This window comes from Nocardiopsis halotolerans DSM 44410 (assembly GCF_000341065.1).
Lineage (GTDB): Bacteria > Actinomycetota > Actinomycetes > Streptosporangiales > Streptosporangiaceae > Nocardiopsis > Nocardiopsis halotolerans.
This window is the reverse complement of the sequence record NZ_ANAX01000038.1, coordinates 12,841-35,091: the sequence shown is the minus strand read 5'-3', so window position 1 is coordinate 35,091 and position 22,251 is coordinate 12,841. Positions and strand designations below refer to the sequence as shown.

The following is a 22,251-nucleotide window of genomic DNA, read 5'->3' as shown; positions in this document are numbered from 1 at the left end:
GACCGAGGTCGTCGTGACGGTCACGCCGTAGTTCATGCCGCCGTCGACCAGGTTGCAGCGGATCTCGGCGCCCACCTCGGCGGGGAGGTCCTGGGCGCAGGAGAAGTCATCCAGGGCCTGGCCGACCGTCGCCTCCAGCTGTGCGGCCGACTGCTGGGCGACCTGGTCGGCGGGCACGGCTCCGTTGCTCGCCGCGGCGGTGCTGTCGTCCCCACCGGCGCCCCCGCCCGTGGAGGTGTCGTCTCCGGCCGAGGCGTCGTCAGCGGCGCTCCCCCCGGCCGGGGCATCGTCGACCTGGACGTCCCACCGGACGTCGTTCCCGTCGACCGAGGTCGTCGTGACGGTCACGCCGTAGGTCTGGTCGCCGTCGGTGAGTTCGCAGCGGATCTCGGCGTCCACCTCGGCGGGGAGGTCCTCGGGACAGGTGAAGGCGTCGGGGTTCCGGCCCACCTGCTCGGCGACCATCTCGCTCGACCGTTGGGCGACCTGTTCGGCGTCGACGGCGGCGGGGCCGCCGAGGCTGAACTCGAACGAACAACCGGTGGACAGCAACAGGGGCAGTGCGCCCAGTGCCGCTCCGGTGATGACTCGACGACGTCCGGCCTGCCGCATCGCGACCTCCTCGTTTTTCGGTGGTGTGCCGTGAGTACGGATGCGGAACGCGGCGAGCTGGTTCTGGAACCGGGTGTTCCGATACGGGGCCGTGTTCTCGATGTCCGGTCCGTGCGCCCGGAGCCCACCGAGGAACCAGCCGAGCGGCGGGCGCGGCAGGGGGTCTCCCCACGCCGCGTCCGCGACGTCGCCGGGCGGCGTGCGGGCATGGCACCGTGCACGCGGTGGGGGCCGCGTCCCCGTCGGGCGCGGCCCCCACCGTCGTCGCGTCGTGTCCCGGTTCAGTCGTCCGGGTCGATACGCCGGTCGAGTCGTCGCAGGAACTCGGGATCGTCATCGGGCCCGAGCGGGTGCGGGCTGTCCGAGGGCCTGGCGAAGTCGGACGGGTCAAGGTCGTCGGCCGAGGTCGAGGTCTGAGACGGAGAGGGCGCGTCCCCTCCGAGTACGGCCGCCTGGCGCGGGCGGCCGAGGAACATCCACAGGATCGCGCCGACGGGCATGAACAGCGCGATGACGACCACCCAGAGGATCTTCGGCAGGTTGCGCACCTCCTGGGCGGGACTGGTGAGCGCGTCGAAGAACGCGTACACCCAGAGGACCAACGACGCGACCCCGAACAGGCTAGTAAGCCACACCATGGTTCCAGCCTAACTCTTGCAGTCGACTCCTCACGGTCGGGACACCGGCCCGGAAGGGCGTGCTGACCAGGGGGCGCCAGAGCCGCCGCGTGGGCGGCCGGTGGGCCTCCGGGGAGTACTCCTCACCCACCGGACGTGCTCTCTCGGGGCACCCGTCCTCAGGGCGCGCTCTCGCTCGGTTCGCCGAGCAGGAGGGCGCGCACCTCGGACTCGCGGAAACGGCGGTGGCCGCCCGGAGTGCGGATGCTGCTGATCCGCCCGGAGGCGGCCCAGCGCGTGACGGTCTTGGGATCAACCCGGAAGAGTGAGGCCACTTCCCCGGGGGTCAACAGGCGTTCGCTTGCTCGTTCCACCTTCACATTCCCCCAATCGTGCCCGCCTCGGAGTCGGGGGGCGGCGGGCGTTTGATCCCCTAGTGTGCACGAGTTGGTCCGTTTCCTCCCTAGTTTTCGGAGAAATTGCGTTGTTGGGGGGAGGAGTACCGGATATGTGACCGGAACGTGATGTTCGGGCCCTCCTGTCGGGATTGGAAAGATCCCATGACGCGGTGAATCCGACCCGTGTGTGTCCCGGACGCCTGTGCCACGGACGACACACCGCCCCGATGCCCGCGGTGCCGGGCACGCCCTTAACCTGGAGATAAGGACTTCGGGGCGCTGTCCGCCCAGCCCTGTTCGAGGCGCGGGAGCGTCCGGACACACGTGTGGAGTGGTCGTCCCGTGCCGCCGATGGGCGCAGCGACCAATCTAGTCCAGGTAAACGTCTGTTGTGAGGCTTTTGGATGCGTAGCTTGCTGACCTATACCGCCGCCCGCCTGGGACTGTTCGCGGCGGCCTTCGGAGTGGTCTACCTTTTCGGCGCCCGTTCGTGGGTCGCGCTCATCCTGGCCTGGCTGGTCAGCGGGCTGGCTTCCTACGTTCTGCTGTCCGGGATGCGGGACAGGATCTCCACCAAGGCCGTCGAGAGGATCGAGAGCAGGCGGGGAGCGAGCGTGTCCGAGCGCCTGAACGCCGCCTCCGCGCGTGAGGACCACCTCCAGGAGGCCGAGGGCGCGGAGGGGGCCGCGGCCGGTCAGGACGCGGACGGTACCGACGAGCCGGGTGGCGCGGACGGGGAGAAGGCCGACACCGGGAGGGACGGGAGCGCGCCGAGCACGGCACGGAAGTCCTGACCGCGCGTCCGAAGCGTTCGACGCGCCCCCGACCGCCTCACCCGGGGGCCGCGTCCGCCTCCCCGGAAGCCGTGTCCGCCTTCCCCGGAGCTCGCTCCGGTCCCGACCCGCGTGAGTCCAGCCCCTCGGCCGCGCGCCCCAGGACCGGTGCCAGGCTCACGACCAGGTAGATCGCCGCGCCCACCACGAACACGGGTGCCACACCGGCCAGACCGGCCGCCACACCCGCGACGGGAGCGCCGACCGGGGCCGCCATGCGCGCCAGCGCGCCGATCATCGCGGTGCCCCGTCCCACGGCGTGGTGGGGCAGGCGTTCGAACAGGACCGCGCTCAGGACCGGGTTGAGCAGTCCGCTGCCGAGCCCGGACACCCCCCACACCACGAGGACCGTCCACAGCGGCACGTCCATCGCCAGTACCAACAGGCGGGGCGGTCCGGCGACCACCAGGGCGGCGAAGAACACCGCCCGCCGGGGCAGCCGGTGCCCGATCACCGNCAGCGAACCGGTCACGGCGGTCGCGCCGAGCACGCCGCCGATCAGCCCGACGACCGCCGGGCCCATGCCGTTCGCCTCCACCCACACGGGCAGCAGCACCGACGTCACGGACATGTCGATCATGTTGGTCACCGCGAGCATGACCACCAGGACGCGCAGCGTGGTGTCGCTCCAGACGGCCCTCCACCCGGTGTACAGCCGTGCCAGGTAACCCGCGTCGGCCTCGGGATCCTCCCTCGGATCGCGACGGTCCCGGGGCTGGGTGGCGGCCAGTGTCACCGCCGCCGCGGCCAACAGTCCGGCGTTCACGTACAGCGCGGGGAGCACACCGAGCAGGGCGGTGACCCCGCCCGCCGCGACCGGGCCGACGTTCATCGACAGCTGGTTCACGGTGCCGGTGAGTCCGGTGACCCGTTCGACGGGCGTTCCCGTGCGCTCGGCGACGGCCGGGGCCATGGAGACCTTGGCGGCCTCGGCGGGGCCGGTGGCCAGGCCGATCACGGTCACCAGCGCCAGGAGGACGGGAAACGTCAGCAGCCCGGCCGTGTGCAGCAGTGGCACGCAGACCACCGCGGCGGCGGCGACGAGGTCGGCGCGCACGCTCACCGTGCGCTGGCCCACCCGGTCGAGCAGCGGACCGCCGAACAGCCGGGCCAGGGTGTAGGAGCCGATCTCGAAGGAGGCCACCAGCCCCATGGACGCCGGACTTCCGGTGGTCTCCAACACGAACCAGGGGATGGCGATCATCGCCATCCGGGTGGCGAGGTAGCAGAGGGCCTCGGCGGCGACCAGCCCCGCGACGCCCCTCACGCCCCCGCCCCGCCGTCGGTTCCCTCGTCCCCGCTCCGGTCCTCGGGGTCGGGGAAGGCGGCGAACTGGATGCGCACCATGCGGCTGCCGGGAGCTCCGGTCCTGCGCGCGTAGCGGTCGAAGAGCGCGCGGACCTCCTCACGGAAGGCGGTGAACTCGTCCAGGGTCAGCTCGGTCCCCCGACCGGACATGACCTGCGCCTCGCGCCACCCGTCGGGCTGGGCCGCCCACATGTTGACGGCCGCGGCCAGCGTCTCGTTCCAGTTGGCGGCCAGGGCCATGCGCACGGCGGTGCTCAGCTCGGGCTCCTCGGCGTCCAGGTGCTCGGGGAAGCGGTAGCCCTCGTACCGGGTGCGCCACCAGCGCTCCCGGGAGGTGCCCAGGTCCGGGTCCTCCTCGATGAACCCGTGGGTCTCCAGCTGCCGCAGGTGGTAACTGGCCGAGGCGGAGGAGACGTCCAGCCACCGGGACACGGTCTTGCCGGTGGCGGGGCCCCGGTCCTGGAGGAGGTTGAGGATGCGGATGCGCAGGGGGTGGGCCAGCCCGCGCAGGGAGCGGGCGTCGAGGGTCGTGGCCTCGGCGAAGGGGTCGGGGGACCCGTCATCGCGGGGGGTTCGTTCGCTCATGCCGTCACGGTAGACGCCCAAGACTCCTTGGCCAAGGGGTCTTGGGCAAGAAGTTTTGGGCGAGTTCCGGTGATCCGCAAACCGGGAGGCCGACGTCCATATATCTAGTTTCCTGGGCGCTTGAGTAGCAATCCCTCTAGCTTTAGACTCATGGTCAACAAGCGGATGAAGGCGCGGGTCCTGCTCGCCCTGGTGCGCCGAATGGCGCGTAAGAACGGCCTGAGCGTCGAGGAACTCAAAGGGCGGGGGAAAGGATCCCACCAGACCTATGTCCTCTTGGACGAACGCGGGGCCCAGGTGGGCCGTTTCATGGTCACGCAACATTCCAAGGAGCTGTCCCGAGGTCTTCTGCGGGACGTGGAGGACGGCTTGCGGCACCTGTTCGGTGAGAAATGGATGGAGAAGTGATGCCTGACTACACGGCTACCGTCACCCGCGACGAGGACCTCTGGGTCGTACGGATCTCGGGGCTGCCCGAACACGTCGTCGGAACCGTCGACTACGTGCACTTCTCCGAGATCAAGGACGAGGTCCCCGAGGCCATCGCGGATCTCACGGACACCGATCCCGAGGACTTCACGATCACCTGGCGTTACGAGTTCGATGGCGAGGACGTGACCGAGGACGTCCTCGAGTACCTCGTGGCGGAGGAGGAGTTCCGGAGGCTCCAGAGCAGGCGTGACCAGACCCGCGCCCGGGTGTTGGAGACCATGCGGCGCACGGGCGTCACCCAGCGGGCCATGGCCGACGTCGTCGACCTCTCGCACCAGCGCGTCCACCAACTGCTCAAGGGTGTGGACACGCCGGTGCCCGACGGGCGCCGGGGACGCCGCAGGCGCACCCCCGCCTCCTGACCCGCGGTCCCCGGTCCTCCCTGGGGACTCAGGCGATCGGGAACATCCCCAACCGCGCGTGGTACTCGTCGGCGAGGCGCTCGGTGTCGCTGCCCACGTACAACCCGTCGGGGGTGGCCTCCAGTGCCTCCGCGCCGTGCCCGCGCGTACGGCCGGGGTTCCACGGCAGCGTCTCGCCGCTCTCGGGGTCCACGGCCGCGATGCCCTCGCGCGCCACCGAACCGGGGCCGGGGTTGACCGCGCCCTTGGCGTTGTTCATCCAGCGCTGGTGTCCGCCCACGTACACCGCCGCCGAGGTGATCTCCACCGAGTACAGCGAGTCGCCACCGGTCTTGTTGCTCCAGGTGGGCTCCGCGTCGGAGTCGTCGTCGGTCTCGAAGCGCGCCACGGACTTGCACAGGCCCGGTTTGACCTCCGGGCCGCCCGCGGTCACCACGGCGAAGAACGAGCCGTCAGGGGAGAAGTCCATCTGCCGCATGTAGGTGTACAGCCCCGGGTAGTCGCAGGGCTTCTCGTAGGCCGAGGTGGCCCACGGGGTGAGCGAGCCGCTCACGGTGTCGATCATGGCGATCTGGTAGCGGTCCTCACCGTCCACCTTGGTGAACGACCCGTTGACGGCCAGCCGCTCCCCGTTCGGGCTCAGCGCCAGGTCCTGGACCTTCAGGACGCCCTGGCGCGCCTCGGACACCTCCGGCGCGAACCTGGTGTCCACCGTGCCGGTCCGGGCGTCGAGCCGGGCCAGCGAGTGCTGCTCCACGCCGTTCACGCCGGGGAAGCTGCCGCCCACGTACAGATGGGTGCCGTCGCTGGCGATGCGGTGGACGTTGCCCCCGTCGATGGTGGCGCGGAACCCCGGCACCGCCTCGCCGTCCCGGAGGGACAACCGGGCCAGCCCGCGTGAGGGCCTGCCGTCGACCGAGCGGAAGTAGCCGCCGATGAGTACGGTCCCGTCGGCCCCGGGGGCCATCGAGGTGACGGTGCCGTCCACGTCGGGTTCGAAGTCGTGGAGGATCCGCCCGGTGCCGTGCTCGAAGGCGAACAGGTGGGGCATGTCGTACACGCGTCCCCCCTCGGCCTCGGACACCTGGGTGAAGCTTCCGGAGACGAGGACGGTGTCTCCGATGAGCAGGATGTCCTTGACCCTTCCGTCCAGGACGTGGGGCGTCCACCGCACGGGGTCGTCGCTGACCACGCGGGAGTGGTCCGCCGGGGCGGGGACGGCCGGGGCGGCGGGCGCCGCGTACGCCGCCGTCGGGATCAGGAGGACGCTGCCCATCGTCAGGGCGAGGAACGGGCGGTTGGGTTTCACGGAGGATCCTTCTCTCGGTCGTGCGATCGTGCGTGCGGGTCGGCGGGGTGCACCAGGTCGGAGGGGTGACCGCATTCTCGCAAAGAGTCGCCCATAAATCACAGAGAGTAGCTGTCCGTGGCGTGGCCGTACCCGGATCCGCGTGGGAGGGACCGAGGAGGGTGGAGAAGGAGGTGAGCCGGGCCGGTGTCGGCGCACGGAACGGTCCGGGGGCGCGTCGGGCGCCCGGGGCCGGGACCTGGGGCCGCGGTCCGCGCGGCCGCGCACGTGGACGGGCCGCGCCCGGCCTGCTGAGCTGGGCGCGGCCCGGGACGCCGCCCGGTGGCGGCGGTGCCGTCCGTGCGACCGCGCGGACGGGGGGTCCGCCACCGGCTAGAGGCCGCGGGCGGTGATGTCGCCGTAGGAGGTGGTCGCGCGGATCCTCAGGCCCGCGTCGGCGCCCTCGGTGTTGTTGAGCGCGTTGTGGACCCGGCCGTAGGAGGTGTGGGAGTCCAGGGAGGCGGAGACCCCAGGGGCGGTGTCGATCGAGATCCGGCCGGACTCGGTGCGCAGCTCGACCTGGCCGTCCACGGCTTCGGTGATGGTGATGTCACCCTTCTGGACGCTGATCCGGGTGGAGCCGCCCAGGCGGCCGATCGAGACGTCGCCGTCCAGGAGGGTGATGCGGGCGCTGGCGGCCTCGTCGAGCTTGACCGGGCCCTGGGCGCCCTCGAAGGTGACGTCGCCGAGCCGTCCCACGCCCCGCAGTTCGGCGCTGGCGGCCTTGGCCTCGACGCGGGAACCGGCGGGCAGCTGGACGGTGACCTCGACGGCTCCGGAGGGGCCGAAGAGCTGGTTCCCGGGCTCGGGGGTCTCGATCCGCAGGACGCCGTCGGCGTGGTCGACGGTGACCCGCTCGGCGGCCCTGACGTCGCGGCTCCTGGAGGCGTCGGCGGGCAGGACCTCGACCGTGGTGTCGTTCCGGTCGGCGGCGATGAACCGGACGCGCCCGGCGGGGACGTCCAGGACGGCGGAGACCGGGGCGGGGGTGGCGAACGTGTGCATGGTGTGCTCCTTCTGTGTCGCGCCCTTGCGGGTCGCTGTTTCTGATTATGGAAACGCTACGTTGTCTTCACGGGTGTGGCAATGTATTCGTTGCGCGCGAGGGAAGTATTGCCAGGTAGAAGCCTTGATATCGTTGCTGTGGCTGTGAATCTAACGCAATGAACCAATGCAGTGCGTTGCAATGAATGGGATTCGAACGCTATGCTGGCCACACCACGCACCACGAAGGAGGCCGCGATGCCGGGAGGCAGGCTCACCCAGCACGAACGCCAGCGGATCGCTTCGGGGCTGGCCGAGGACCTGGCCTACGCGGAGATCGCCAGACGTCTGGACCGCCCCACCTCGACGATCACGCGCGAGGTGATGCGCAACGGCGGCCCCACCGCCTACCGCGCCGACACCGCCCACCGCGNCCCGCCGCCGCAGGCGGGCCGCGCCCCAGGGGCGACAGGTGTCCCGGCGGGCCGACGGGCGCGACGCCGAGGCGGTGCGCGAGTACGAGGAGGAGCTCGCCGCCGTCTTCGTGCAGTCGGGGCTGCCCAGGATGACGGCCCGGGTGCTGGTGTCGCTCTACACCACCGACTCGGGCAGCCTGACCGCGTCGGAACTCGTCCAGCGCCTACGGGTCAGCCCGGCGTCCGTCTCCAAGGCGGTCGCGTTCCTGGAGGGCCAGGGCCTCGTCCGCAGGGAGCGCGACGGACGCCGCGAGCGCTACGTCGTCGACAACGAGGTCTGGTACCAGTCGATGATCGCCAGCGCCCGTGCCCACGCCCAGCTCGTGAGGACCACGCGCCAGGGCGTCCTCGTCCTGGGTCCCGGCACCCCGGCCGCCAGGCGCATGGAGGGCATCGCCCGCTTCATCGACTTCGTCGGGGAGAGCATCGCCCGCGCCGCGGAGCAGGCCCGCGAGGTCCTGCACACGGACCCCGTGACGACCCCGGACGGCACCGCCGAGCCGGGTCCGGACCCTGCTGGAGGAACGTCGTCCTGACGGTCCCGGCCCCCGGCCGACGGGAACGGCCCTGGAGGGGCGCCTTCGCGGCCCTCACACGGGGTTGTTCGCAAGACATACCAACCGGACGGTATGCAAGAGCGGTGAGGCGTGCCTAGACTGCTGCCACCCCGCGATACGGCGGATGATGGCCAAGGAGGCACTGATGGCAGTCGACCCCTCGGGATCGGATCTCGCACGACTGATGGATGAGGACCCGGGCGGCCCGGTCGTCATGCTCAACCTGTTGCGGTTCAAGCCGGGCGGCCGACCCTCGTACGAGGAGTACTCACGGCGGGCGGGCAAGTTCCTGAAGCGGTACGGGGCCGAACTGCTCTACGCCGGTGACGGTGCCGCTCCCCTGGTCGCCGAGGAAGGGCAGGCCTGGGACGCGGTGCTGGTCGTGCGCTACCCCAGCCGGGAGGCGTTCAGCCGCATGGTCGCCGATCCCGAGTACCAGCGGATCACCCATCTGCGTTCCGAGGCGCTGAGCGAAGCCGTGCTCCAGCCGACCACTCCCTGGGGCGCCTGACGCGGTCAGTGACCCGGACGGGCGGACGGGGGCGCCGCCCGCCCGGGGCGGGATCAACGGGTGAACACGAAGGGGCGCAGGCCGGGCGGCGCCATGGCGGCATCCACCGGGAACGTGGCCCACACGTGCGTGCCCAGGTCGGCCCAGGGCGCGAGGCGGTAGTGGCCCCAGGCACTGGACAGGTTCTCGACCAGGAGCAGGCCGCGCTGCCCCTCGGCCCAGTCCCACTCGTCGTCCGTGCGCTGGTGCGGGACGGCGGGAACGCCGCCTCCGCCGCCGCAGTCGCTCAGACCCACGCGCAGGGTGGCGGGATCGGGCATCGACAGCGCGCGGAGGACCTCGCCGTCGGGCTGGCCGGAGTCGGTGTACTTGCAGCAGTTCGCGAACAGCTCGCTCACGCACAGCCGCACGGTCTCGACCAGGTCGCCGTCGAAGCCAGCGAGGTCGTGGGCCAGGTCGGCGCGGACCCGGGCGAGCTGGGACGGCTGGCCGGGGTAGACGCGATGCTCCCAGAAGACGCTCATGCCGGGACCCCCTGGTGCTGCGCGATCCAGGTGCGGGTCAGGGAGGCGAGTTCACCCCACTCGTTCCTGGCGGGACGCACGACACTGAAGCGGGGCGCCGGTTCGCCGGACAGTTCGCCGTTCGGGTCGTCCTTCCACCGCTGGAGGAGGGCGGCGGCGCGTTCCTGCACACGTGCGAACTCGCGCCGGACCTCGTCGGATTCGGGGCCGCGGGGTTCGGGAACGCGGGCCTCGGAGGCCCGCAGGCGCTCGTGCGCGGCGTAGTAGGGGCGCACCAGGGCGACGTCCTCGGCCGGGAGGACCTCGCTGGGCGGAGCCAGGCGGGGAGCCGGAAGCGGGGCCGGGGCGGGTGCGTAGCGGCGGACGCGGGTGGAGCGGCGACGGCGGCCGAAGGTGGAGTGGCGTCCGCGGGGAGTGGAGAAGAGCGCGATCAGCGGGCCGAAGGCACGGCTGAAAAGCGCAGCGGTAAACTTGGACACGCTGGCAATCCTTGGTGTTTAAGAGGTTGGTTGCTGGCCACGACCCCGGGCGGTTACTTCCGTCGCGGGGTCATTGTGATGGAGTTGTGGGTTTGGGATCGATAGTAGGGGGGTGGAGGGGTGGGGTGGGTCGGTACTGGGGAGTAATTTTGGGGGGAATGGAAAAACGGCCGACCAGGTGGCCTGGTCGGCCGTTGTTATGTCTGAATTCAGGAGTTTGTGAGGGTTGTGCAGCTCAGGAACGAGGTCCAGGCTTCAGGGGTGTAGTCGATGTGGCCGAGGTCGCGGTTCTGGGTGTCACGTACCAGGACCGCTTCGCCTTCGGCCACCTCCACGCAGCTGCCCGATCCGCCGCTGTAGCTGCTCGTGTGCCAGACGTTCATGGCGACTCCTCTGCCGTGGCCTACGCGTGGTGAGTAGCCACCCCGCCCAGGAATGATGCCCAGGCTTCGGGGGTGTAGCTGATATGGCCGAGGTCGCGGTTCTGGGTGTCACGCACCAGGACGGCCTGCCCCTCGGCCACCTCGACGCAACGACCTTCGGCGCCGCTGTAGCTGCTCTTGTGCCAGTGGGGTTCACGTTTCGCCATCGAGTTCTTCCTTGACCTTCCTGATCAGATCCCGACTCGCACGGGGCGGCAGTGCCTCCGACTGGAGAACGCCGAAGAGCATCGCGCAGTGCTGAACCTGCATCATGTCATCCATGAGCGCTTCGCCCTTCATGTGCTCGGCGGAGGCGATGGTGGGCTTGTCGGGGAACGTGTAGAGGCAGAACGGGCCCGAGCCGCCCGGGTGGCATTCGGCGCCTGAGGGAACCACCTGGAAGCGGATCCTCTCCTCGTCGATCAGCTTCAGGACCCGCGCGATCTGTGCCTCCAGGACCTTCCTCCCGCCCCGGACGTTGCGGCGGAGTACCGCCTCCTCCACCACCATCGACACCAGCGGCGGGTGCTTGTCGGTCAGGACCTTCTGGCGCCGCATCCGCAGGGAGACCATCTGGTCGATCTCCGCCGAGGAGAACCACGGTCCGCTGTCGGCGAGCAGCCCCCGGGTGTAGGCCTCGCACTGCACCAGGCCGGGGAAGATCACCGGCTGGTACTCGCGCAGCTCGATCGCCTCGCGCTCCAGCTGGCCGACCTCGGTGTACCAGGGCGGTAGTGCGTCAGGCGCGTTCGCGGTGTTCCAGGCCTGCTGTATCGCACCGGCGGAGCCGAACAGCTCGTCCAGCCTCTCGGCCTGCTCGACGGGCAGCCTGCGTGTGCCGCACTCCCAGGAGGAGACGGTCGACTGCATCACCCGCAACGCCTGCGACACCTGTGTCTGCGTCATCCCCGCCGCGCCGCGCGCGCTGCTGACCTTCCTGCCCAGGCGCTTGTGTTTGGGATCCACCTTGCGAGCCATCACGACCCCCATTTCCGGGTTACCACCGACACCACCAATCCAAGGGGTTGGCACGACGCGATAACGCGGGGAACGACGAAGTGTGACCCTTTGGTGATATCCCTGGCGCGCCCGAAGGCCGCGTGTTCATGGTGGTGCGGTGAGCCACCAGAAAAGTGGCTGTTTGGAAAGGGGATTCGTGTGGGGCCAGTGATTCGCATCAATCCAAACAAAAGCCATGTGGCGGACGAACCAGAACCGCTTCCTCGTCGGGTCGTCGACTCCGACGCGCGGGCGCCGATCGTTCTCGGCCGGGTGTCGCGGCACCACCTGGGCCACGCGCTGAGGGTGGCGGGCCTGCCCGCACAGGCCCGTGTGCTGCGCGGGCGCCTGGCCGCCGTGCTGCCGCTCCCCCTTCGGGACACGGCCCTGGTGCTGACCAGCGAGCTGTTCACCAACGCCATCACGCACTCGCGCAGCGGGGGAGCGGGCGGGGAGGTCGTCGTCACCGTGCACCGGTTCCCCGGGCGGGTGCAGGTCAAGGTCATCGACCAGGGGCCGCGTGGCGAGGGGGGCTCCTCGCCGCACCTGTGCCCGGTCGACCCGGAACGGGAGGGCGGACGGGGTCTGCGCCTGGTGGACGCCGAGGCCAGCCGGTGGGGCACGGTCCACGACGGGCCGCGCACGACGGTGTGGTTCGAACTGGACCGGCCGCGCGCACGGGTGTGAGGGCGGACGCCATGGGCTGGAACCACTCCGACGACATGGAGCACTACGAGGCCGCGCGCGTGCTCAACCGGCGGTGCGGGCGGCTGTGGACGGTGATGTGGAGCCCGTCGACGCGGGCCTACGTGGCCTTCTACCTGGGACCGGAGGCGGTGCGGTGGCAGGGCGCGGCGTCCCCGGAGGGGTTGTTGGAGCTGTTGCGCGGAGTGGAACGGGAGGTGGCGGAGGCCGGGGGCGGTTACTGGAACTGCCCGGTCGCCGGGTGCGCGTGGTCCTCGGTCAACCCCATGCGCCACCCGTGCCCGATGTCCCCGGACGGGGGCGGCGGGACCAGGGTTCCCCGGCCGCGCCCCGCGAGCACGGCCGTACGCGGGCTCCGAGGAACCACCGTGCGCTGACCAGCGGTCCCGGCGCGGGTCGGGCACGGGGACCGCGACCGGTGTACGTCCGTGCGGCGTCCAACGGCCCGGACCGCCCGTGCGGCGTCCGGCGGTCCACAGCGGTCCCGGAGACCTCGTGCGCGCCCCGCGTCCTCCCGTGAGGGTCAGCCCGCCCGGCGGGAAACCGCCGCTCCCGGGTGCGCGGGGTCGGGGCGCTCGGGCGCGCCCTTAGTCTTGTGCCCATGACCCGCGCCAAACTCGACAAGAAGCCCCAGGACGTCGCGGCGATGTTCGACGGCATCGCCGACAGGTACGACCTCGTCAACGACGTCATCTCGCTGGGCCAGGACCGCGTCTGGCGGAAGGCCGTCGTCAACGCGGTCGACGCCTACAGCGGTGAGCTCGTCCTGGACCTGGCCGCGGGTACGGGCACCTCATCGGAGTCCTTCGTCCGCAAGGGCGCCCGCGTGGTGGCCTGCGACTTCTCCCTGGGCATGCTCCGCACCGGCGTGCGGCGGCGCGGCGGCGCCTCCAGGGGAGGGGTGACCTTCGTGGCGGGCGACGCCCTGCACCTGCCCTTCGCCGACGAGACCTTCGACGCGGTCACGATCTCCTTCGGCCTGCGCAACGTCAACGACGTGGACCAGGCGCTGCGTGAACTGCGCCGGGTCACCAAGGTCGGCGGGCGGATGGTCATCTGCGAGTTCAGCCACATCCCGGTCGAGTTCGTCGACAGGCTCTACGCCACCTACCTGATGGGCGCCCTGCCCAAGGTCGCGGGCGCGGTGTCCGGCAGCGGCGAGTCCTACGACTACCTGTCGGAGTCGATCATGGCCTGGCCCCGGCAGGCCGATCTGGCCCGGCGCCTCCAGGACGCGGGCTGGTCGCGCGTCGCCTGGCGCAACCTGTCGGTGGGGATCGTCGCCCTGCACCGCGGTTTCCGGGACGCGTAGCGGCCCGAGCGGAAGGGGCCGGAACCCCGCCCCGGTGGTCCGGCGCCCCCGGTCCCGGTGTGAGTGCGCAAGATCACTCCCGCGACGCCGCGCTTCCGCACGAGGCCCTGCGTACAGGGCCGCAAGCACATCGGACGTAAAGATTCCGTGAGCCCGAGGAGCTCCTTCGCTCCTCGGGCTTTTTGTGTTGCCTGTGGGGCCTGTGATACGCCGCTCACCCTCCTGATCTGGCTGTCTCACGGAGCGTGAGGGGTATCCGGGGTGTGTGGAGGCATCTGTGGGGCTATGTCCCCTTTGGTGATGGGCGGTCTGTATACCCCCGAGGGCTCGCCTCGGTGTCCGCGAGGGTCTAGACTGCCGAAAAGAGGCTTGTGAAGTGCTTCACAAGACTCGGAGGTATAGGACACAGGCCTATATGACGGACATTACGCCCATGACGGACATAACGGACTCCCCACAGCACCCATAACTCCCCCCGTGAGCGGGTCGACCCCCGCAGGCAGGCCCGCCACGGTGCATCCGCGCGAGCAGTCGAGGACCACCCGTGAGTGAGACAGCCACCTCCTCTCCCCGAGGCCGGGAGCGGACCGAGTACGACGCCGACGTGATCGTGGTCGGCGCAGGTCCGTCCGGCTCCACCACCGCCTACTACCTCGCCCAGGCCGGACTGGACGTCCTGCTCCTGGAGAAGACCTCCTTCCCGAGGGAGAAGGTCTGCGGCGACGGACTGACGCCCCGAGCGGTCAAGCAGCTCACCGCGATGGGGATCACCTTCGAGGACGAGGGGTGGATCAGGAACCACGGCCTGCGCATCGTCGGCGCCGGTGTCCGCCTCGAACTGCCCTGGCCCGACCTGGCCGCCTACCCGGGTTACGGCCTCGTGCGCACCCGCTACGACTTCGACCAGATCCTGGCGAACCGCGCGGTGTCCGCCGGGGCCAAGCTCCTGGAGCGCACCACCGTCACCGGCCCCCTCATGGACGAGCGCAGCAACCGCATCGTCGGGGTCCGCGCCAAGAACGCCGACCGCGAACCCGTCACCTACCGGGCGCCGCTGGTCGTGGCCGCAGACGGCAACTCCTCGCGGCTGTCCGTGGCCATGGGCATCCGCAAGCGCGACGACCGCCCCATGGGCGTGGCCGTGCGCACCTACTTCGAGAGCCCCCGCCACGAGGACGACTACCTGGAGTCCTGGCTGGAGCTGTGGGACCGCAGCGGCGACAAGGACGTGCTCCTGCCCGGCTACGGCTGGGTCTTCGGCGTCGGCGACGGCACCAGCAACGTCGGACTCGGCATCCTCAACTCCACCGCCTCCTTCCAGGACGTGGACTACCGCAAGCTCCTGCGCCGCTGGACCGACTCCATGCCCGAGGAGTGGGGCTTCACCGAGGAGAACCAGCGGGGCGCCATCCGCGGCGCCGCGCTGCCCATGGGCTTCAACCGCGTGCCGCACTACTCCCGCGGCCTCATGCTCGTCGGCGACGCGGGCGGCATGGTCAACCCCTTCAACGGCGAGGGCATCGCCTACGCCATGGAGGCCGGGAACATCGCCGCCGACGTCATCGTGCAGGCGCACGGCAGACCCACCCAGCAGACCCGCGAGCGGGCGCTGCTGCGCTACCCCGACGTGCTCGCCGACACCTACGGCGGCTACTACACGCTCGGTCGCTACTTCGTGAAGGTCATCGGCCAGCCCGAGTTCATGAAGTACGCGACCCGGTACGGCCTGCGCCAGCGCACCCTCATGAAGTTCGCGCTGAAGATGCTCGCCAACCTCACCGAACCCACGCAGGGAGACGCGATGGACCGGGTCATCAACGGCCTGTCCCGTATCGCCCCCGCGGCCTGACGTCACCGGGCGTCCCGGGGGCCGGTGACGAGGGGACACCCTCCACGGCCCCGGGGAACGGGCCACGAAGGGACACGGCGGGGCGTCCGCCGTGAGGGCGCGGAGCCCAGGAAAAGCACAGACACCGCCGGGCGGCCGAGCCCGGCGCAACGGGACGAGCCAGAGATGAGCCCGCACAAGTGAAAGCAATCACAAGCGCTCCGGGCACGCCGCGCGGGCGTGCCGACCAGCCAGGAGGAGGGTGACCGTGGAGCTGTACACACCGATATTCGTACTCGGCGGGATCGGCGCCGCGTTCGTCGTGGTGTCGATGGTCGCCGGAGCGCTCCTGGGACCCAAGCGCTACAACCGCGCCAAGATGCAGGCCTACGAGTGCGGCATCGAGCCCACGCCGCAGCCCGCGGGCGGCGGCCGCTTCACCGTCAAGTACTACATGACGGCCATGATGTTCATCGTCTTCGACATCGAGATCATCTTCCTCATCCCCTGGGCCGTGCACTTCGACGCCCTGGGCTGGTTCGGACTGGTCGCGATCGTCCTCTTCCTGGTGAACGTCTCCATCGCCTACGCCTACGAGTGGCGACGCGGAGGCCTCGAATGGGACTGAACAGTGTTCTCTCTGGGCCTCCGCTCCGCTTTGGCCCCAGCCCGAACGGTGTTCTCCCCGGGCCTTCGCTCCGCTTCGGCCCGAGCCAGAACAGGGCACCGAACGCCCCGACCCCGCAGCCCAGCCCGGAGGAGGTCCGTAGCTGATGGGACTCGAAGAGAAACTGCCCAACGGCGTCCTGCTCACCACCGTCGAGCAGGTCGTGGGCCTGGCCCGCAAGAGCTCCATGTGGCCAGCCACGTTCGGCCTGGCCTGCTGCGCCATCGAGATGATGTCCGTGGGCGGACCGCACTACGACCTGGCCCGGTTCGGCATGGAGAAGTTCGGCGCCACCCCGCGCCAGGCCGACCTCATGGTCGTCGCCGGGCGCGTGAGCCAGAAGATGGCCCCCGTCCTGCGCCAGATCTACGACCAGATGCCCGAACCCAAGTGGGTCATCGCGATGGGCGTGTGCGCCTCCAGCGGCGGCATGTTCAACAACTACGCGATCGTCCAGGGCGTGGACCACATCGTTCCCGTGGACATGTACCTGCCCGGCTGCCCGCCGAGGCCGGAGATGTTCCTGGACGCCGTGCTCAAGCTGCACGACAAGGTGCAGAACACCAAGCTCGGCGTCCACCGGGAGCAGGAGATCACCGAGAACGAGGAGCGCATGCTCCGCCGTTCGCTGCCGCTGGTGAGCAGGGACTGACATGAGCACCGAGAACGAACGCGAACGCGACGAGGAAGCCGCCAACCTCCCCGACAAGCTGGGCCGCGAGCGGTTGGCCGCTCCCGTCCGGCGCACCGGGATGTTCGGCGCCACGACCACCGGGGACACCTCCGGCTACGGCGGGCTCCAGGTGCGGGGGAGCGCTCCCGTACACAGCCAGCGCCCGTTCACCGACCCCGACGATCCGCGCACCGCTGACTTCGACCGGGTGGCCGACGACCTGGAGGCCGCCCTGGGCGACGACGCCGGAGCGGTCGAGCGGGTCGAGGTCGCGCGCGGCGAGATCACCTTCCACGTGCGCCGCGAAGCGCTCCCGCAGGTCGCCCGCGTGCTGCGCGACGACCCGGCCCTGCGCTACGAGCTGTGCACCGGGGTGGCGGGCGTGCACTTCCTGGACGACACCGGCCGGGAGCTGCACGCGGTCTACCACTTCCGCTCCCTCACCCACAACAGCGAGATCCGCGTCGAGACCACCTGCCCCGACGCCGACCCGCACGTGCCCTCGATCGTGTCGGTCTACCCGACCAACGACTGGCACGAGCGCGAGGCCTGGGACTTCTTCGGGATCGTCTTCGACGGCCACCCCGCGCTGACCCGCATCGAGATGCCCGACGACTGGCACGGCCACCCCCAGCGCAAGGACTACCCGCTGGGCGGCATCCCGGTCGAGTACCGGGGGGCCACCGTGCCCCCGCCGGACGAGCGGAGGTCCTACAAGTGACCCACAGGACCCCCACCGCAACGCACTCCGTCACGAAGGGAGGCCCGGCATGACCGTCACCGAGGACTACATCGACGCCTCCGGCGGGGACTGGGACGACGTCATCGAGAAGGCGCAGGCCACCAGCGCCGAGCGCCTCGTCGTCAACATGGGGCCCCAGCACCCGTCCACGCACGGCGTGCTCCGGCTCATCCTCACCCTGGACGGCGAGACCTGCACCGAGGCGCGCGTCGGTATCGGCTACCTGCACACCGGTATCGAGAAGAACATGGAGTACCGGACGTGGACGCAGGGCACCACGTTCGTCACCCGCATGGACTACCTGACGCCGCTGTTCAACGAGACGGCGTACTGTCTGGCGGTCGAGAAGCTGCTCGGGATCACCGACCGCGTCCCCGAGCGGGCCAACGTCATCCGCGTGATGATGATGGAGCTCAACCGGATGGCCTCGCACTTCGTGGCGATGGCGACCTTCGGCATGGAGCTGGGCGCGACCACGGTCATGACCAACGGCTTCCGTGAGCGCGAGATGATCCTGGACATCTTCGAGCTGGTCACCGGCCTGAGGATGAACCACGCCTACGTCCGCCCCGGCGGCGTGGCCCAGGACCTGCCGCCCGGCACGGTCGGCAAGGTCCGGGAGCTGCTCAAGGAGATGCCCAAGCGCATCCAGACCATGCGCAAGCTCCTGGACGAGAACCCCGTCTACCTCGCCCGCACCAAGGACGTGGCCTACCTCAACCTGCCCGGCTGCATGGCGCTCGGCGTCACCGGACCGCTGCTGCGGGCCTCCGGCCTGGCCTGGGACCTGCGCAAGGCCAAGCCCTACTGCGGCTACGAGGACTACGAGTTCGACGTCCCCGTCTCCGACGGCGGCGACGTCTACGCCCGCTACCGGGTGCGCATGGCCGAGATGGAGGAGAGCCTCAAGATCGTCGAGCAGTGCCTGGACAAGCTCGAACCGGGCCCGGTGATGATCCAGGACGCCAAGATCGGCTGGCCCGCCAAACTGGCGCTGGGCCCCGACGGTCTGGGCAACTCGCCCGACCACATCGCGCACATCATGAGCAGCTCCATGGAAGCGCTCATCCACCACTTCAAGCTGGTCACCGAGGGCTTCCGGGTGCCCGCTGGCCAGGCCTACGCCGCCGTCGAGAGCGCCAAGGGCGAACTGGGGTGCTACGCGGTCAGCGACGGGAGCACCCGTCCCCACCGCGTGCACTTCCGCGACCCCTCGTTCACCCACCTCCAGGCCGTCGCCGCCATGTGCGAGGGCGGCACGGTGGCGGACGTCATCGCGGCCGTGGCCAGTATCGACCCGGTGATGGGAGGCGTGGACCGGTGAGCGAGCACGAGACCACCGAGAACACGGGGACGACGGAGCCGCGCGAGGCGCTGCCCGCCGAGGTCGTCGCCCGGCTGGAACCGGACGCCAAGGAGATCATCAGCCGCTACCCCCGGCAGCGGTCCGCGCTGCTGCCGCTGCTGCACCTGGTGCAGGCCGAGGAGGGGCACGTCAGCAAGGCCGGAATGCGCTTCTGCGCCGACCAGCTCGACCTGACCCTCGCCGAGGTCAACGCGGTCGCCACGTTCTACACCATGTACCGGCGCCGCCCCGGCGGCGACTACCAGGTGGGCGTGTGCACCAACACCCTGTGCGCGGTGATGGGCGGCGACGAGATCTTCCAGACCCTCAAGGACCACCTGGAGGTCGGCAACGGGGAGACCACCGAGGACGGCAGGGTCACGCTGGAGCACGTCGAGTGCAACGCGGCCTGCGACTTCGCGCCCGTCGTGATGGTCAACTGGGAGTTCTTCGACAACCAGACCCCCGACACGGCCAGGCGGCTCGTGGACGACCTGCGCCTGGGCAGGGACGTCGCGCCCACGCGCGGCCCCGCCAGCCTGTGCACCTGGAAGCAGGCCTCCCGGGTACTGGCCGGGTTCGACGACGGCCGCGCGGGCGAGGGCGTCCAGGCCGCCGAGCCCTCCCTGGCCGGACTCAAGCTGGCCCGGGAACGCGGCTGGACGGCGCCCGACCCGAACAACCTCCCCCCAAAGGCCTCCGACCAGGGTGAGGAGGACGCCAAGTGACCACCCTGACCCCGATCCTGTCGAAGAACTGGGACCGCCCGGACTCCTTCACCCTGGAGGGCTACCGGTCCACCGGCGGCTACGACGCGCTGCGCAAGGCCCTGGCCATGGAACCCGACGCCATCGTCGACATGGTCAAGCAGTCCGGCCTGCGCGGCCGGGGCGGCGCCGGGTTCCCCACGGGGATGAAGTGGGGCTTCCTGCCCGCGGACAACCCCAACCCGCGCTACCTCGTCGTCAACGCCGACGAGTCCGAGCCGGGCACCTGCAAGGACATCCCGCTCATGCTCGCCAACCCGCACGCGCTGGTGGAGGGCGTGGCGATCGCCTCGTACGCGATCAGATCCAGCCAGGCCTTCATCTACGTGCGCGGCGAGGTCGTCCACGTCATCCGGCGCCTGCGCCGGGCCGTCGCCGAGGCCTACGACGCCGGACTGCTCGGCAAGGACGTCCTCGGCACCGGCTTCGACCTCGACGTCGTCGTCCACGCCGGGGCGGGCGCCTACATCTGCGGCGAGGAGACCGCCCTGCTGGACTCCCTGGAGGGCTACCGCGGCCAGCCCCGGCTCAAGCCTCCCTTCCCCGCCGTCGCCGGGCTCTACGCCTCGCCGACCGTGGTGAACAACGTCGAGTCCATCGCCAGCGTGCCGAGCATCGTGGCCAACGGCACCGAGTGGTTCACGTCCATGGGCACCGAGAAGTCCGCCGGATTCGGCTTCTTCTCCCTGTCCGGGCACGTCGCCGTCCCCGGACAGTACGAGGCCCCTCTCGGCGTCACCCTGCGCGAACTGCTCGACATGGCGGGCGGGATCCGCCCCGGGCACCAGCTCAAGTTCTGGACCCCCGGCGGCTCCTCCACGCCGATCTTCACCGAGGAGCACCTGGACACCCCGCTCGACTTCGAGTCGGTGGGCGCCGCCGGATCCATGCTCGGCACCCGCGCCCTCCAGATCTTCGACGAGACCACCTGCGTGGTGAGGGCCGTCGGGCGCTGGATCGCCTTCTACGCCCACGAGTCCTGCGGCAAGTGCACACCCTGCCGCGAGGGCAACTTCTGGATGGTCCAGGTCCTGGACCGGCTGGAGAACGGCCAGGGCACCGAGGCCGACCTCGACAAGCTCCTGGACATCTGCGACAACCTGCTCGGCCGCTCCTTCTGCGCCCTCGGCGACGGCGCGACCAGCCCGGTCACCTCCTCGATCAAGTACTTCCGGCAGGAGTACATCGACCACGTGGAGCGGGGCGGCTGCCCCTTCGACCACTCCAGGGCCACGCTCTGGGGCGACCGGACCACCCAGACGGGAGGACACCAGTGACCGTCACCTCCAACTCCTCCGGCGGAGCGGCACCGGCACCGCCCCCCGAGGACCTGATCACCGTCACCATCGACGGCTTCCAGATCCAGGTGCCCAAGGGCACCCTGCTGATCCGGGCGGCCGAACTCCTCGGCATCCAGATCCCGAGGTTCTGCGACCACCCGCTCCTGGACCCGGTCGGCGCCTGCCGCCAGTGCCTGGTCGAGATCCCCGACATGGGCAACGGGCGCGGCATGCCCAAGCCGCAGGCCTCCTGCACCATCACCGTCATGGAGGGGATGGTGGTCAACACCCACCTGACCTCCCCGGTGGCGGAGAAGGCCCAGCGCGGGATCATGGAGTTCCTGCTCATCAACCACCCGCTGGACTGCCCGGTCTGCGACAAGGGCGGCGAGTGCCCCCTCCAGAACCAGGCCATGTCCACCGGCCAGGGCGAGAGCCGCTTCGTCGACGTCAAGCGGACCTTCCCCAAACCGATCGCGCTGTCCACCGAGGTGCTGCTGGACCGGGAACGCTGCGTGCAGTGCGCCCGCTGCACCCGCTTCGCCGCGCAGATCGCGGGCGACCCGCTCATCGAACTGATGGAGCGCGGCGCCCAAGAGCAGGTCGGCATCGCCGAGGGCGAGCCCTTCCAGTCCTACTTCTCCGGCAACACCGTGCAGATCTGCCCGGTCGGCGCACTCACCAACTCCGCCTACCGGTTCCGGTCGCGCCCCTTCGACCTGGTGTCCACGCCCAGCGTGTGCGAACACTGCGCCGACGGGTGCGCCCAGCGCACCGACCACCGGCGCGGCAAGGTCATGCGCCGCCTGGCAGGGGACGACCCGCAGGTCAACGAGGAGTGGAACTGCGACAAGGGCCGGTGGGCGTTCAGCTACCCCACCCAGTCCGACCGGCTGTCCCGCCCGCTGGTGCGCGACGAGGAGTCCCGCGCCCTGGAGTTCGCCTCCTGGCCGGAGGCGGTCAGCATCGCGGCGCGGGGGCTGTCCGCCGCCCGCGGCCGGGTCGGCGTCCTCACCGGAGGCCGCCTGACCTACGAGGACGCCTACGCCTACGCCAAGTTCGCCCGCGTGGCCCTGGGCACCAACGACGTGGACGCCCGGGCACGCGCGCACTCGACGGAGGAGGCCGACTTCCTGGCCGCCCACGTCGCCGGAACCCCGGTCGGCGTGGACTTCACCGCCCTGGAGAAGGCGCCCTCGGTCCTGCTGGCCGGGTTCGAACCCGAGGACGAGTCGCCCCTGGTCTTCCTGCGGCTGCGCAAGGGCGTGCGCAAGCGCGGCCTGAAGGTCTACTCCGTCGGCTCGCACGCCAGCCTGGGCCTGACCAAGACCAAGGGGACGCTGATCAGGTCCGTCCCCGGCGACGAGGCCCGCGTCCTCAACGCCCTGGACTCCGAGGACCCCGAGGTCGTCGGAGCCCTGAACG

At 70.4% G+C, this 22,251-nt stretch carries 27 protein-coding genes and 1 pseudogene (1 of these 28 only partly in view); 16 read left to right on the top strand and 12 right to left on the bottom strand.

The genetic code is table 11. From position 1 onward, the window contains the following. The 3 genes from D455_RS0102965 to D455_RS0102955 all read right to left on the bottom strand — a co-directional run. Window positions 1-612: DUF4333 domain-containing protein (locus tag D455_RS0102965; protein WP_017569281.1), on the bottom strand; the 612-nt coding region annotated here is incomplete at its 3' end. A gap of 281 nt (window positions 613-893) precedes the next feature. Then, the gene (locus D455_RS0102960; protein ID WP_017569280.1) at window positions 894-1,250 is read right to left on the bottom strand and encodes a PLD nuclease N-terminal domain-containing protein; all 357 of its coding nucleotides are present in this window, start codon (window positions 1,248-1,250) and stop codon (window positions 894-896) included. 158 nt (window positions 1,251-1,408) lie between these two features. Then, window positions 1,409-1,609, bottom strand: coding sequence for a BldC family transcriptional regulator (locus tag D455_RS0102955; RefSeq protein WP_026122261.1), 201 nt, complete (start codon window positions 1,607-1,609; stop codon window positions 1,409-1,411). A 422-nt stretch (window positions 1,610-2,031) separates the two neighbouring features. On the opposite strand from D455_RS0102955, the gene D455_RS0102950 reads away from it, so the two are divergent. Then, on the top strand, window positions 2,032-2,421 hold the full coding sequence (locus D455_RS0102950) for a DUF4229 domain-containing protein (RefSeq protein ID WP_026122260.1): 390 nt from the start codon (window positions 2,032-2,034) through the stop codon (window positions 2,419-2,421). A 37-nt stretch (window positions 2,422-2,458) separates the two neighbouring features. Here the strand turns inward: D455_RS0102950 and D455_RS0102945 are convergent, their stop codons facing one another. Beyond that, window positions 2,459-3,727 carry an MFS transporter gene (locus D455_RS0102945; protein ID WP_017569277.1) on the bottom strand — a complete coding sequence of 423 codons (1,269 nt, stop codon included), beginning with the start codon at window positions 3,725-3,727 and terminating at the stop codon, window positions 2,459-2,461. Beyond that, window positions 3,724-4,353 carry a winged helix-turn-helix domain-containing protein gene (locus tag D455_RS0102940; protein WP_152486987.1) on the bottom strand — a complete coding sequence of 210 codons (630 nt, stop codon included), beginning with the start codon at window positions 4,351-4,353 and terminating at the stop codon, window positions 3,724-3,726. Before D455_RS0102940 ends, D455_RS0102945 begins: the two co-directional genes overlap by 4 nt. 150 nt (window positions 4,354-4,503) lie before the next feature. Here D455_RS0102940 and D455_RS0102935 point away from each other — a divergent pair, with 150 nt between their 5' ends. Together D455_RS0102935 and D455_RS0102930 are read left to right on the top strand one after the other, a co-directional pair. Beyond that, complete coding sequence (locus D455_RS0102935; protein ID WP_017569275.1) at window positions 4,504-4,761, top strand: hypothetical protein; 258 nt, start codon at window positions 4,504-4,506, stop codon at window positions 4,759-4,761. After that, entirely contained in the window at window positions 4,761-5,207 is a 447-nt protein-coding gene (locus D455_RS0102930; RefSeq protein ID WP_017569274.1) for a hypothetical protein, read from the top strand. The genes D455_RS0102935 and D455_RS0102930 overlap by 1 nt, the downstream gene beginning before the upstream one ends. 28 nt (window positions 5,208-5,235) lie before the next feature. On the opposite strand, the gene D455_RS0102925 is transcribed toward D455_RS0102930, so the two are convergent. Together D455_RS0102925 and D455_RS0102920 are read right to left on the bottom strand one after the other, a co-directional pair. After that, window positions 5,236-6,516: a hypothetical protein gene (locus tag D455_RS0102925; protein ID WP_017569273.1), complete on the bottom strand. Its 1,281-nt coding sequence runs from the start codon at window positions 6,514-6,516 to the stop codon at window positions 5,236-5,238. 372 nt (window positions 6,517-6,888) lie between these two features. Then, a complete protein-coding gene (locus D455_RS0102920; protein WP_017569272.1) occupies window positions 6,889-7,560 on the bottom strand; it encodes a DUF4097 family beta strand repeat-containing protein in 672 nt (223 codons plus the stop codon). A gap of 237 nt (window positions 7,561-7,797) precedes the next feature. Between D455_RS0102920 and D455_RS29005 the strand changes: the two are divergent. Both D455_RS29005 and D455_RS0102910 read left to right on the top strand, forming a co-directional pair. Then, window positions 7,798-8,551 (top strand): annotated as a pseudogene (locus tag D455_RS29005) (helix-turn-helix domain-containing protein). 166 nt (window positions 8,552-8,717) lie between these two features. Next, complete coding sequence (locus tag D455_RS0102910) at window positions 8,718-9,083, top strand: DUF1330 domain-containing protein (protein WP_026122259.1); 366 nt, start codon at window positions 8,718-8,720, stop codon at window positions 9,081-9,083. Between the two features lie 53 nt (window positions 9,084-9,136). On the opposite strand, the gene D455_RS0102905 is transcribed toward D455_RS0102910, so the two are convergent. The 5 genes from D455_RS0102905 to D455_RS0102885 form a co-directional block, all read right to left on the bottom strand. Next, window positions 9,137-9,607: an ATP-binding protein gene (locus tag D455_RS0102905; protein ID WP_017569269.1), complete on the bottom strand. Its 471-nt coding sequence runs from the start codon at window positions 9,605-9,607 to the stop codon at window positions 9,137-9,139. Further along, window positions 9,604-10,086 (bottom strand): hypothetical protein, encoded by a 483-nt coding sequence (locus tag D455_RS0102900; RefSeq protein ID WP_017569268.1) that lies wholly within the window; start codon window positions 10,084-10,086, stop codon window positions 9,604-9,606. Before D455_RS0102900 ends, D455_RS0102905 begins: the two co-directional genes overlap by 4 nt. 209 nt (window positions 10,087-10,295) lie before the next feature. Continuing rightward, the gene (locus D455_RS32455) at window positions 10,296-10,469 is read right to left on the bottom strand and encodes a DUF397 domain-containing protein (protein ID WP_017569267.1); all 174 of its coding nucleotides are present in this window, start codon (window positions 10,467-10,469) and stop codon (window positions 10,296-10,298) included. Window positions 10,470-10,489: 20 nt separating this feature from the next. Next, a complete protein-coding gene (locus tag D455_RS0102890; RefSeq protein WP_026122258.1) occupies window positions 10,490-10,675 on the bottom strand; it encodes a DUF397 domain-containing protein in 186 nt (61 codons plus the stop codon). After that, window positions 10,662-11,486, bottom strand: a complete 825-nt coding sequence (locus D455_RS0102885) for a helix-turn-helix domain-containing protein (protein WP_040684332.1) — start codon at window positions 11,484-11,486, stop codon at window positions 10,662-10,664. Before D455_RS0102885 ends, D455_RS0102890 begins: the two co-directional genes overlap by 14 nt. A gap of 219 nt (window positions 11,487-11,705) precedes the next feature. Between D455_RS0102885 and D455_RS0102880 the strand changes: the two genes are divergently transcribed. The 11 genes from D455_RS0102880 to D455_RS0102830 all read left to right on the top strand — a co-directional run. After that, window positions 11,706-12,194: an ATP-binding protein gene (locus tag D455_RS0102880; RefSeq protein ID WP_017569264.1), complete on the top strand. Its 489-nt coding sequence runs from the start codon at window positions 11,706-11,708 to the stop codon at window positions 12,192-12,194. 11 nt (window positions 12,195-12,205) lie between these two features. Then, complete coding sequence (locus D455_RS0102875; RefSeq protein WP_017569263.1) at window positions 12,206-12,589, top strand: hypothetical protein; 384 nt, start codon at window positions 12,206-12,208, stop codon at window positions 12,587-12,589. Between the two features lie 224 nt (window positions 12,590-12,813). Then, window positions 12,814-13,524, top strand: coding sequence for a demethylmenaquinone methyltransferase (locus D455_RS0102870; protein ID WP_017569262.1), 711 nt, complete (start codon window positions 12,814-12,816; stop codon window positions 13,522-13,524). A 544-nt stretch (window positions 13,525-14,068) separates the two neighbouring features. After that, window positions 14,069-15,373: a geranylgeranyl reductase family protein gene (locus D455_RS0102865; RefSeq protein WP_017569261.1), complete on the top strand. Its 1,305-nt coding sequence runs from the start codon at window positions 14,069-14,071 to the stop codon at window positions 15,371-15,373. Window positions 15,374-15,620: 247 nt separating this feature from the next. Continuing rightward, the gene (locus tag D455_RS0102860; RefSeq protein ID WP_026122257.1) at window positions 15,621-15,980 is read left to right on the top strand and encodes an NADH-quinone oxidoreductase subunit A; all 360 of its coding nucleotides are present in this window, start codon (window positions 15,621-15,623) and stop codon (window positions 15,978-15,980) included. 145 nt (window positions 15,981-16,125) lie between these two features. After that, on the top strand, window positions 16,126-16,671 hold the full coding sequence (locus D455_RS0102855; protein ID WP_017569259.1) for a NuoB/complex I 20 kDa subunit family protein: 546 nt from the start codon (window positions 16,126-16,128) through the stop codon (window positions 16,669-16,671). Window position 16,672: 1 nt separating this feature from the next. Further along, window positions 16,673-17,413, top strand: coding sequence for an NADH-quinone oxidoreductase subunit C (locus D455_RS0102850; protein ID WP_017569258.1), 741 nt, complete (start codon window positions 16,673-16,675; stop codon window positions 17,411-17,413). 49 nt (window positions 17,414-17,462) lie between these two features. Next, complete coding sequence (locus tag D455_RS0102845; RefSeq protein WP_017569257.1) at window positions 17,463-18,758, top strand: NADH-quinone oxidoreductase subunit D; 1,296 nt, start codon at window positions 17,463-17,465, stop codon at window positions 18,756-18,758. After that, on the top strand, window positions 18,755-19,507 hold the full coding sequence (gene nuoE / locus D455_RS0102840; protein ID WP_017569256.1) for an NADH-quinone oxidoreductase subunit NuoE: 753 nt from the start codon (window positions 18,755-18,757) through the stop codon (window positions 19,505-19,507). The genes D455_RS0102845 and nuoE overlap by 4 nt, the downstream gene beginning before the upstream one ends. Next, the gene (nuoF, locus tag D455_RS0102835) at window positions 19,504-20,823 is read left to right on the top strand and encodes an NADH-quinone oxidoreductase subunit NuoF (protein ID WP_017569255.1); all 1,320 of its coding nucleotides are present in this window, start codon (window positions 19,504-19,506) and stop codon (window positions 20,821-20,823) included. The genes nuoE and nuoF overlap by 4 nt, the downstream gene beginning before the upstream one ends. Then, window positions 20,820-22,251 carry the 5' portion of an NADH-quinone oxidoreductase subunit G gene (locus D455_RS0102830; protein ID WP_017569254.1) on the top strand. It continues 1,007 nt past the right edge of the window, so only the first 1,432 of its 2,439 coding nucleotides appear in the window; it begins with the start codon at window positions 20,820-20,822; the stop codon falls past the right edge of the window. The genes nuoF and D455_RS0102830 overlap by 4 nt, the downstream gene beginning before the upstream one ends.

Coding starts and splice junctions, on each gene's coding strand:
- D455_RS0102960 (WP_017569280.1), bottom strand. CDS start 1,250: ATGGTGTGGCTTACTAGCCTGTTCGGGGTCGCGTCGTTGGTCCTCTGG.
- D455_RS0102950 (WP_026122260.1), top strand. CDS start 2,032: ATGCGTAGCTTGCTGACCTATACCGCCGCCCGCCTGGGACTGTTCGCG.
- D455_RS0102940 (WP_152486987.1), bottom strand. CDS start 4,353: ATGAGCGAACGAACCCCCCGCGATGACGGGTCCCCCGACCCCTTCGCC.
- D455_RS0102935 (WP_017569275.1), top strand. CDS start 4,504: ATGGTCAACAAGCGGATGAAGGCGCGGGTCCTGCTCGCCCTGGTGCGC.
- D455_RS0102930 (WP_017569274.1), top strand. CDS start 4,761: ATGCCTGACTACACGGCTACCGTCACCCGCGACGAGGACCTCTGGGTC.
- D455_RS0102920 (WP_017569272.1), bottom strand. CDS start 7,560: ATGCACACGTTCGCCACCCCCGCCCCGGTCTCCGCCGTCCTGGACGTC.
- D455_RS0102910 (WP_026122259.1), top strand. CDS start 8,718: ATGGCAGTCGACCCCTCGGGATCGGATCTCGCACGACTGATGGATGAG.
- D455_RS0102905 (WP_017569269.1), bottom strand. CDS start 9,607: ATGAGCGTCTTCTGGGAGCATCGCGTCTACCCCGGCCAGCCGTCCCAG.
- D455_RS32455 (WP_017569267.1), bottom strand. CDS start 10,469: ATGAACGTCTGGCACACGAGCAGCTACAGCGGCGGATCGGGCAGCTGC.
- D455_RS0102890 (WP_026122258.1), bottom strand. CDS start 10,675: ATGGCGAAACGTGAACCCCACTGGCACAAGAGCAGCTACAGCGGCGCC.
- D455_RS0102885 (WP_040684332.1), bottom strand. CDS start 11,486: ATGGCTCGCAAGGTGGATCCCAAACACAAGCGCCTGGGCAGGAAGGTC.
- D455_RS0102875 (WP_017569263.1), top strand. CDS start 12,206: ATGGGCTGGAACCACTCCGACGACATGGAGCACTACGAGGCCGCGCGC.
- D455_RS0102870 (WP_017569262.1), top strand. CDS start 12,814: ATGACCCGCGCCAAACTCGACAAGAAGCCCCAGGACGTCGCGGCGATG.
- D455_RS0102855 (WP_017569259.1), top strand. CDS start 16,126: ATGGGACTCGAAGAGAAACTGCCCAACGGCGTCCTGCTCACCACCGTC.
- D455_RS0102850 (WP_017569258.1), top strand. CDS start 16,673: ATGAGCACCGAGAACGAACGCGAACGCGACGAGGAAGCCGCCAACCTC.
- D455_RS0102845 (WP_017569257.1), top strand. CDS start 17,463: ATGACCGTCACCGAGGACTACATCGACGCCTCCGGCGGGGACTGGGAC.